The sequence below is a fragment of the Streptomyces sp. NPDC002536 genome (assembly GCF_053594995.1).
The window spans coordinates 1-9,254 of record NZ_JBSFWU010000168.1; the positions used below are offsets into that span (position 1 = coordinate 1).

At 71.8% G+C, this 9,254-nt stretch carries 12 protein-coding genes; 10 read left to right on the top strand and 2 right to left on the bottom strand.

Features of this window, described 5'->3' with window-relative positions; genetic code table 11:
* Positions 1 to 273 (top strand): HoxN/HupN/NixA family nickel/cobalt transporter (locus tag ACWD4B_RS33805; RefSeq protein WP_451424361.1); only part of this gene is annotated, 273 nt, incomplete at its 5' end.
* A 53-nt stretch (positions 274 to 326) separates the two neighbouring features.
* A complete protein-coding gene (locus ACWD4B_RS33810; RefSeq protein WP_451424362.1) occupies positions 327 to 1,310 on the top strand; it encodes an NAD-dependent epimerase/dehydratase family protein in 984 nt (327 codons plus the stop codon).
* A 105-nt stretch (positions 1,311 to 1,415) separates the two neighbouring features.
* On the opposite strand, the gene ACWD4B_RS33815 is transcribed toward ACWD4B_RS33810, so the two are convergent.
* Together ACWD4B_RS33815 and ACWD4B_RS33820 are read right to left on the bottom strand one after the other, a co-directional pair.
* Positions 1,416 to 2,528 (bottom strand): sensor histidine kinase, encoded by a 1,113-nt coding sequence (locus tag ACWD4B_RS33815; protein ID WP_451424363.1) that lies wholly within the window; start codon positions 2,526 to 2,528, stop codon positions 1,416 to 1,418.
* Positions 2,528 to 3,244, bottom strand: coding sequence for a response regulator (locus tag ACWD4B_RS33820; protein ID WP_451424364.1), 717 nt, complete (start codon positions 3,242 to 3,244; stop codon positions 2,528 to 2,530). Before ACWD4B_RS33820 ends, ACWD4B_RS33815 begins: the two co-directional genes overlap by 1 nt.
* 144 nt (positions 3,245 to 3,388) lie before the next feature.
* On the opposite strand from ACWD4B_RS33820, the gene ACWD4B_RS33825 reads away from it, so the two are divergent.
* The 8 genes from ACWD4B_RS33825 to ACWD4B_RS33860 all read left to right on the top strand — a co-directional run bounded on the left by ACWD4B_RS33825 (position 3,389) and on the right by ACWD4B_RS33860 (position 9,134).
* Positions 3,389 to 4,045: a glycosyltransferase family 2 protein gene (locus tag ACWD4B_RS33825; RefSeq protein WP_451424372.1), complete on the top strand. Its 657-nt coding sequence runs from the start codon at positions 3,389 to 3,391 to the stop codon at positions 4,043 to 4,045.
* Positions 4,042 to 4,662, top strand: a complete 621-nt coding sequence (locus tag ACWD4B_RS33830) for a TIGR04282 family arsenosugar biosynthesis glycosyltransferase (RefSeq protein WP_451424365.1) — start codon at positions 4,042 to 4,044, stop codon at positions 4,660 to 4,662. The genes ACWD4B_RS33825 and ACWD4B_RS33830 overlap by 4 nt, the downstream gene beginning before the upstream one ends.
* Positions 4,659 to 5,294 carry a class I SAM-dependent methyltransferase gene (locus ACWD4B_RS33835; protein WP_451424366.1) on the top strand — a complete coding sequence of 212 codons (636 nt, stop codon included), beginning with the start codon at positions 4,659 to 4,661 and terminating at the stop codon, positions 5,292 to 5,294. The genes ACWD4B_RS33830 and ACWD4B_RS33835 overlap by 4 nt, the downstream gene beginning before the upstream one ends.
* 58 nt (positions 5,295 to 5,352) lie before the next feature.
* Positions 5,353 to 5,517 carry a hypothetical protein gene (locus ACWD4B_RS33840; protein ID WP_451424367.1) on the top strand — a complete coding sequence of 55 codons (165 nt, stop codon included), beginning with the start codon at positions 5,353 to 5,355 and terminating at the stop codon, positions 5,515 to 5,517.
* A gap of 273 nt (positions 5,518 to 5,790) precedes the next feature.
* Positions 5,791 to 6,360, top strand: a complete 570-nt coding sequence (locus ACWD4B_RS33845; protein ID WP_451424368.1) for a papain-like cysteine protease family protein — start codon at positions 5,791 to 5,793, stop codon at positions 6,358 to 6,360.
* 328 nt (positions 6,361 to 6,688) lie between these two features.
* Positions 6,689 to 7,234: a hypothetical protein gene (locus tag ACWD4B_RS33850; protein ID WP_451424369.1), complete on the top strand. Its 546-nt coding sequence runs from the start codon at positions 6,689 to 6,691 to the stop codon at positions 7,232 to 7,234.
* A gap of 235 nt (positions 7,235 to 7,469) precedes the next feature.
* Complete coding sequence (locus tag ACWD4B_RS33855) at positions 7,470 to 7,967, top strand: VOC family protein (protein WP_451424370.1); 498 nt, start codon at positions 7,470 to 7,472, stop codon at positions 7,965 to 7,967.
* A 249-nt stretch (positions 7,968 to 8,216) separates the two neighbouring features.
* The gene (locus tag ACWD4B_RS33860; protein ID WP_451424371.1) at positions 8,217 to 9,134 is read left to right on the top strand and encodes a GDSL-type esterase/lipase family protein; all 918 of its coding nucleotides are present in this window, start codon (positions 8,217 to 8,219) and stop codon (positions 9,132 to 9,134) included.
* The last annotated feature ends 120 nt before the right edge of the window (positions 9,135 to 9,254 follow it).

The following is a 9,254-nucleotide window of genomic DNA, read 5'->3' on the forward strand; positions in this document are numbered from 1 at the left end:
GTCCGCAAGGTCTACTACAACCTCACCATCACCGGACTGTCGATCGCCGTCGCCTTCCTCATCGGCACCATCGAACTCGTCGGCGTCCTGCACGAGAAGCTCGACCTGAACGACGCGGTCACGGGCTGGATCTCGGGACTCGACCTCGACAACGTCGGGTTCGTCATCGTGGGCCTGTTCGTGGTCGTGTGGGCGATCGCGCTCGCGTACTGGCGCTTCGGCAAGGTCGAACAGCGCTGGGAGGCGCGGAGCACGGGTCTTACGGACCTGTGACGGAACGCCCCGGGGCGGTGCGGGGCCGGTGATCCGCCTCTAGCGTCGAGGTCATGCGTGTACTCGTCACCGGAGGCGCGGGCTTCATCGGCTCGCACATCGTCAGCGCCCTCACCGCCCGTGGGCACGAGCCCGTCGTCATGGACACCGGGCTCGTGCCCACGGACGACGTCCGCGATCCCGAGGCCGTGGCACGGGCGTTGAAGGGCGTCGACGCCGTCTGCCACCAGGCCGCGATGGTCGGCCTCGGCAAGGACTTCGCGGACGCACCCGCGTACGTGGCGTGCAACGACCTCGGTACGGCGGTGCTGCTGGCCGGCATGCACGAGGCGGGCGTCCGCACGCTGGTGCTCGCCGGCTCGATGGTCGTCTACGGCGAGGGCCGCTACGACTGCCCCGCCCACGGCCCGGTCCGCCCCGGCCCGCGCGAACCCCGGGCCCTGGAGGCGGGCCGCTTCGAGCCGCCGTGCCCGCGCTGCGGACGGGAGTTGACGCCGGGGCTCGTCGACGAGGACGCGCCGCTGGACCCGCGCAACGTGTACGCGGCGACCAAGGTCGCCCAGGAGCACCTGGCGGCGTCGTGGGCCCGCGCGACGGGCGGCAGCGCGGTGGCGTTGCGCTACCACAATGTGTACGGGCCCGGAATGCCGCGCAACACGCCGTACGCGGGCGTCGCGTCGTTCTTCCGCTCGGCCCTCGCGCGGGGCGAGGCGCCGCAGGTCTTCGAAGACGGCCGTCAGCGGCGGGACTTCGTGCACGTGCGGGACGTGGCGGAGGCGAATGTACTGGCGCTGGAGGCGGGTTCGCCCGGCGGCGGGCTGAGGCCGTACAACTGCGGGAGCGACAGCCCGCGCACGATCGGGGAACTGGCCGCTGCTCTGGCCGAGGCGTGCGGGGGCCCGCAGCCCGTGGTGACGGGGGAATACCGCCTGGGTGACGTCCGCCATGTGACGGCGACGTCGCGGCGGTTGCGGGAGGCGGTGGGGTGGTGCCCGCGGGTCCCCTTCGGGGAGGGGGTGGCGGAGCTGGCGGGTTGAGCCCGGCCCTTCGGCTGCGGGCCGCCGGTGGTTGCTCGCGCCCACGCGGCGGAGCCGCAAATCAAAACAGCCCCGCGCCCCTGACGGGGCGCGCCCCGCACCGCGTCACGCCCGTGCGGCCGGCAGCACGACCTCGAAACAGCACCCCCCCGGCACATTGCGGACGGTAGCCCGCCCCGCATGCGCCTCCACGATCCCCCGCACAATGGCGAGCCCCAGCCCCGCCCCCGCCGGAGGCGTCCTGGCCTCCGTCCCCCGCCACCCCGTGTCGAAGACGCGCGGAAGGTCCTCCTCCGGAATGCCCCCGCAGCCGTCCGTCACGGACACCACCACCGTGTCCGCCTCCCGCTGCGCCGCCACCGCGACCGTCCCGTCGGCCGGCGTCCGCCGGATCGCGTTGACGAGGAGGTTGCCGAGCACGCGCGTCATCTCCTTCCCGTCGACCTCGACGGGAAGTGCCTCGACCGCGTCGCCCACCAGCCGCACCCCCTGCTCCCGCGCCAGCGGCCCGACCCCGGCCAGGGCGTCGCCCACCAGGTCGTACACCGACATCCGCCCGATGCTCAGCGGCAGCGCCCCGGCATGGATGCGGGACAGTTCGAAGAGGTCCCCGACCATGGAGTTGAGCCGGTCCACCTCGGTGCGGATCTGGCGGAAGTAGCGCTCGGGGTCCTCGGCCATGCCGTCCTCCAGCGCCTCGGACATGGCCCGCAGCCCGGCCAGCGGCGTCCGCAGGTCGTGCGAGATCCACGCGACGAGCTCGCGCCGGGACGCCTCCAGCGCCTGCTCGCGCTCCCGCGACCGCGCCAGCTTCTCGCTCGTGGCAGCCAACTCGCGGCCCAGCGCGGCAAGTTCGGCCGTCGCGCTTCCGCCCGGTGCGGCGAAGCTGCCGCCGTCGCCGAAGGAACGGGCCGCCTGCGTCAGGGCGTTGCTGCGGGCGACCACCCAGCGCCCGAGCAGCAGGGCCGTCGCCAGCGAGACCACGGCGGCCATCGCGCACACCGTCGTCACCACCGTGAGGTCGTGCGAGGACAGGAACATGGCCCACGCGACGGCCAGCGTCCCGGCGAGCATCGCCGTCACCGACACCGCGGCCACCACGGTCAGCGACACTGCCACCGACCGGTGGCGCAGTGCCCGCAGGGCGACGGCCCCGAGCAGCCCGGCCGTCGCGGCGCCGAGGAAGGCGAACAGGGCGATCAGCAGGACGTCCTTCATCAGAGGTCACCGCCCTCGAAGCGGTACCCGACGCCCCACACGGTGCGGATCAGGCGCGGCTGCGCCGGGTCGTCCTCGACCTTGGCGCGCAGCCGCCGCACGTGCACGGTCACCGTGGACAGGTCGCCGAACTCCCAGCCCCACACCTCGCGCATCAGCTCCTCGCGGCTGCACGCCCGCCCGGGGTGCCGCAGCAGGAACGCCAGCAGGTCGAACTCGCGCAGGGTGAGGGCGAGTTCGGCTCCGTCGCGGGTGGCGCGGCGGGCCGCCGGGTCGAGTGTCAGCCCGGCGGCGCGCAGCGGGGGAGCGGACGCGGGGACGGCGGCCTGCGCGCGGCGCAGTACGGCCTCGACGCGCAGGACGAGTTCGCGGGGCGAGAACGGCTTGGTCACGTAGTCGTCGGCGCCGACCTCCAGGCCGAGGATGCGGTCGTCCTCGTCGCCGCGTGCCGTCAGCATGACGACCGGCAGCGGGCCGTGGCCGGCGCGCAGTCGCCGGCACACCTCCAGCCCGTCCATGCCGGGCAGCATCAGATCGAGCACGACGAGGGCGGGCGGGGCGGCCGCGGCCCGCTCCAGGGCGGCGGGACCGTCGGTGACGCGGTCGACGGCGAAGCCGGCGCGGTCGAGGTATCCGGCGACGACCTCGGCGACGGTCGGATCGTCGTCGACGACGAGGACACGGTGCGGGGGCGGGGTCGGGGGGTGCTGCTGCATGCCGCAAGCCTCGCACTGTCGCGCCCGCGATGCCGTGCGGAGAGCTCTCACCAGGAGTGACGTCCTCGTTCTGTAAGGACCGTGGATCCGAATTGCCGGAATTGTCTTCGTAAGGTGAGAGGGGTGACCAACCCCATTGGACCCATGACGACGCCGCCCGTGGACGTCGTCCTCCCCTGCCTCGACGAGGCCGCCGCCCTGCCCTGGGTGCTCGCCCGCATCCCCGACGGCTGGCGCGCCGTCGTCGTCGACAACGGCTCGTCCGACGGCTCCGCGGACGTCGCCCGCTCGCTCGGCGCCACCGTCGTCCACGAGCCGCGCCGCGGCTTCGGCGCCGCCTGCCATGCCGGGCTGCGGGCCGCCACCGCGGACCTCGTGTGCTTCTGCGACTGCGACGCCTCGCTCGACCCCGGCCTGCTCACCGGACTCGTCGCGGCCGTCCGCGACGGCTCCGCCGATCTCGTCCTCGGCCGCCGCCGCCCGCAGGGCCGCGGCGCCTGGCCCCTCCACGCCCGCGTCGGCAACCTCGCCCTCGCCGGAATGCTCCGCCGCCGCACGGGTCTCGCGCTGCACGACCTCGGCCCCATGCGGGCAGCCCGGCGCGAGCCGCTGCTGGCCCTGGGACTGACCGACCGGCGCAGCGGCTACCCGCTGGAGATGGTCGTCCGGGCCGCCGCCGAGGGATGGCGGGTGACGGAGACGGACGTGCCGTACCTGCCGCGCACGGGCCGGTCGAAGGTGACCGGCACCTGGCGCGGCACGTGGTGCGCGGTGCGCGACATGCGGGCGGTGCTGCGGTGACGACGCTTCTGGTGATCGCCAAGGAACCCCGCCCGGGCCGCGTCAAGACGCGGCTCACCCCGCCGTACACCTCCGACGAGGCCGCGGCACTGGCCGAGGCCGCTCTCGCCGACACCCTGCACGCCGTACGCACCATGCCCGCCACCCGCCGCGTACTCGCCCTCGACGGCCGCCCCGGCCGGTGGCTGCCGCCGGGCTTCGACGTGGTGCCGCAGTGCGCGGGCGAGTTGGACGAACGCCTGGCGGAGGCCTTCGCGGGGTGCACGGGCCCGGCGCTGCTGATCGGCATGGACACCCCGCAGGTGACGGCCGAGTTGCTCGCCCCCGCGCTGGCGGACGACGCCTGGCACGACTGCGACGCGTGGTTCGGCCCCGCGGCCGACGGCGGCTTCTGGGCACTGGGGCTCGCCGACCCCCGCCCCGAACTCCTGCGCGGCGTACCGATGTCGACGCCGCAGACGGGCGCGCACCAGCGTGCACGCCTGTCCGCCGCCGGCCTGACCGTCCGCGAACTCCCCGAACTCCGCGACGTCGACACCGCACCGGACGTGCCCCGCGTGGCCGCCGCCGCCCCGCACGGCCGCTTCGCGGCCCTGGCCGCCCGGCTCGCCCGATGACGGCCTGGTGCGCGGACCCGTACGCGGACGCGGTACGGGCCGGCAGCGGCCCCCTGTTCCTGCGCCGCCCGGACGGCTGGCTGCTCCCTCTGGAGGTGGAGCGCTGGTGCGCCGCGGCGGACCCGGCCGACATGACCGTCCTCGCCCGCTGCCGCGGCACGATCATCGACATCGGCTGCGGCCCGGGGCGTCTGGTGTCGGCTCTCGCGGCCCTGGGCCATGTGGCCCTGGGCGTGGACGTCAGCCCCGCAGCCGTCACCCGCACCCGCCGCACCGGGGGCGCGGCCCTGTGCCGGTCGGTCTTCGACCGGCTGCCGGGGGAGGGGCGTTGGGGGACGGCGCTGCTCGTCGACGGCAACGTCGGCATCGGCGGGGACCCGGTGGCGCTGCTGGCGCGCGTCGCCGAAGTCGTCTCGCCGGGAGGCCGGTTGCTCGTGGAGGCGGCGCCGGCGGACGTGGACGAGCGGGTGGACGTCCGGGTGGACGACGGCCGGGGGCGCCTGGGCTCCCAGTTCCCGTGGGCACGGGTCGGTGTGCCTGCGCTGCTGCGGTATGCGCGGGAGTCGGGGTGGAAGGTGACGGAGCAATGGGGCGCGGAGGGGAGGGAGTTCGTGGCGCTGGGGCGGCGTTGACCGCGGTGTTGCGGTCACGGTAGAGCCCGGTGTCGTGGGAGACGGAGCGCCGGCCCTGGTGGCCAATCTGCTCGCCGGCGCCGATCGCCTCTACAAAGGCGAGCATCAACGATGCGCGAGGCAATTCACCATCGGCTTCGCGCATTTCGTGACGGATGACGTCACCGGCACAGCCGGAATGCAATGCGGAACCATTATCGGAGTGTTTCACTCACCCGGGTGAAGTTCGCGCTCGGCCCCTGGTCGAGGTTGACGCCTTGCGCTTCTCTGGCACTGGCTTCCCGATACGGAGGCGCCCGTTCGGCGCGGAACGTGTCGACTCCGGGTGGGGGCACCGTTGCCGCACCAACGGCAATGCGATCGCAAGGCGAGCACCCCTTTTCCGTATTCACCTTCTTCTCCTTTCCATGCCCCCATGGGCCCGCTCTCGAAGCATTGACCGCTCCCAATACCCGCACGCCACACCCTCTCCACCCCCTTCACGAAAGGCAGGACAATGAGCAGAAACAGGCTCGTAACCACCGTGTCCGCTCTGGCGCTTGCCGTGTCGGGGTGGACGGCGGCCGCCGTCGGTACGGCTCAAGCCGGCGCCTACGACTCCATCAACATGCAGAAGCAGGAACAGAGCCAGTGGTGCTGGGACGCCTCGGGCAACACCATCGCCAGCTGGTGGGGCTACAACTACAGCCAGACCGACTTCTGCAACCTGGCCAACCGGGCCACGGGTGTCAGCTGCAACAACCAGCCCGCGACGCCCAACGACATCGCCGGTGCTTGGCGCCTCATCGGCTTCGCCAACACCGGCACTCTCCAGTACAGCGCGGCCTCGTTCGACCAGACCCACACCGAGGTCGATGCCTCACGTCCCTTCCTGGCACGCATCGGCTGGAAGTCCGGCGGCGGCCACTTCAACGTCATCTACGGTTACGACGAGACCAACAACACCATCGCCGTCGCCGATCCCTGGCCGGCCACCCAGACCTACACCTGGTGGAACTACAACGACTACGTGAGCAACAGCTCGTTCGACTGGACCCATACCCAAATCGGCGTCTCGGCCACGTGAGGCAGACATCATGTCCATCAACAGAATGTCACCGGCGCCGAGTTCACATCGGCGTACCCGCCGCCCGCTCGGTCTCGCGCTCACTGCGACGGCACTGCTGTCCGCCGTGACCGCGCTCCCGGCCCACGCCGCCGCAGCTCCCCCCGACATCCCGGATCTCCAGAGCGCGGTGGACACGCTGAAATCGACCGACGTCCACAATGCCATCTGCCGCTTTCTCAGCGTCCCCGTTCCTCAGGGCGGCCAGCGGAAGTCGCAGTCAATCCCCTCCACGACCAATCCGTGTGAAGGCCAACCGTCCTTCACCGTGGGGCAAACCCCGTTGGCCGTGTTCGAGATCACCTCGGACTTCGTGTCCGGCAAGGCCCTGCCCACAGCTGCCACGGCACTTCACCTCTCCTACGTGGCCGCTCCGGTCAGCGCCAACAACGCGCGCAGCGCCACGGTTCTGCTCGGCGCCACCCAGGGCGGTGGCTGGCACCTGGCCGCCGTACGCGAAAGCGACAGCGACGCCGGCTACGCGGGCAAGGGCACGGCGGCCAGCCCGGTGTTCTCCGAGCCACAGCTCCACGCCTGGTACCAGCTGACGCTCAACCAGGTCACACCGCTCAACGACGCGGCCAAGAGCGGCCTCGGCGGCCAGTCGTCGGTGTCCCTCGCCGATTACCAGAACCTGGTGAAGGGCCGGTACGCCGACAAGATGCCGGGCTCCGACTACGCCACGAAGGGCTTTTCCAGCGGCTACCAGCCCGCCGCCCACCCGTCGTCGCACCCCTCGTCCCCGACCCCGGTGATCCTCGGCGGCTCCAGCGCCGCGGCCGCGCTCGCCGGTGGTCTCCTCGCCCTCCGCCGCCGCAGGCGAGAGGCATCATGAAGGAGGCATCATAAAGCCGGTCCGGGCCGCCGCCCTGGCGGCGGCCCGCGCCCCGGTGGACCGAGCAGGGGAGCAGCCTTCCGCCGTCGTGCAGGAGCCGTTCAACGACCCTGCCGACGCCTTCGCCACCCACTGTCGTCCGTCCAGAGGTGCGCCTTCCAGGACATGATGTGACCTAGGCCGGAGCTAGCGTCATCACCACGTTGAGGCACTCGCACCGCCAGGAGGCAGCCAGATGTCCGTCAAGCCTGTTCCCCAGGGCTATAACACTGTGACGCCGTGGATCATCTCTCGCGACACAATGCAGCTCATCGACTTCATGAAGAGGGCGTTCGACGCGAAGGAGCTCGCGTGCCTGGCCGGTAAGGACGGAAGCATCGAGCATGCAGAGGTGCGGATCGGTGACTCGGTGGTGATGATGTTCGACGCGCGGCCGGAGTGGCCGCCGACTCCCGGCTTCCTCCGCCTCTACGTCGAGGACGCCGATGCCGTGCACCGAAAGGCTGTTGCGGCCGGCGGCGCCTCGGTCACCGAGGTCACACACCTGTCCTTCGGCGACCGGGTCGGGCGAGTGCGCGACCCGCTGGGCAACCTGTACTGGATCCAGGCCCGAGTGGAGGACCTGAGCCCGCAGGAGATGGAACAGCGCCTCGGCGACCCGGAGTTCGCCAAAGCGATGGAGTACGTCCAAAGCGCCGACTTCTTCCCGCGCCGAGCCTCTGGCCTCGGCTGAGCAGCCACCGTGCTGCCTGTGACCGACTCCGAGCTGGTCACCCTCGCGGTCGCACAGGCTCTGCTCGGCTTCCGGGCTGTGGCCACGAGGTTCGACAAGCGCGCCTACGTCTTCCACGGCACCGCAACCGCCGCCTCGATCCGCCTCCGGCTCCACTCGCGATCTACGGGATAGACCCTAAGATCACTCAAGAGTTCCACCAACGAGGGTGCCGCCCTGCACACTTTGTCCCAGAAAGACTGCATTTCCGTGAACGAGACCCGCCCCCATGCCCTGTTCTCCTTCGGCACTCTCCTGGACGAGCGTGTCCAGAAGACCATCTTCGGACAGGCCGTTCCCCAGACACCGGCCGCGCTCGCCGGACATACGACCCGGCCCATCCGGATCACCGACCCCGAAGTGATCGCCACCAGTGGCCTCGACGTCCATCTCACGCTGGAGCGCCGGATCGGCGCCGAGGTCGAGGGCGCCGTGCTGCACCTCACGGACGCCGACCTGGCTGCCGCCGACGACTACGAGGTCGACGACTACGTCCGCCGCCGGGTACGGCTCTCCTCGGGTGCGAGCGCATGGGCCTACCTGGACGCGCAGCCGCTGCGCCCGGCCTCTCGCATCGTGATCGTCGGCGACAGCATCGCGTACGGGCGCTGCGATCCGCAGGGTGGCTGGGCGGCCCGCCTGGCCACCGGCCATATCGCTGCGGACGAGACCAACAACCGTGTCTTCAACCTTGCCGTCCCCGGCGCCACGCTCGCCGACGCCGCCGAGCAGACCCCTGCCCTCCTGCCGGCTCGTCTCCCCGACACCCTCGTGGTCGCGGCAGGCATCAACGACGTATCCTCGGCCGGCAACGGCTCGATCCGCCCGGAAGAGAGTCTCGACGCGCTGGCAGCCATGGCCCTGGCCCACGGGGCGCGGCTGGTCGTCGTCGGCCCCACCTGGCTCGACGAGGGCCGGGCCCCCGCCTATGAAGGCATGTCCTTCACCCATGAACGCGCCTCGACCCTCCGCGAGGACCTGCGTTCCTGGTGTGCCGTTCACCACGTGGACCATCTCGATCCGTGGGAACCGCTGCGTGACCGCCCCGACCTCCTCGCCGACGGGCTGCACCCCACGCCGGAGGGGCATGACGTGCTCTATCGGCACCTTGCGGGCGTCGCCCTCTGAGGGCCACGCGGTGGGTCAGGGCGGCCGGCCCTACTTGGCGGCGGTGCGGAGCCTGTCGAGCTGCTTGTTGACGATGTCCTCTTCGGGCATGCCGGGGTTCTTGAGGGCCGAGTTGGAGAC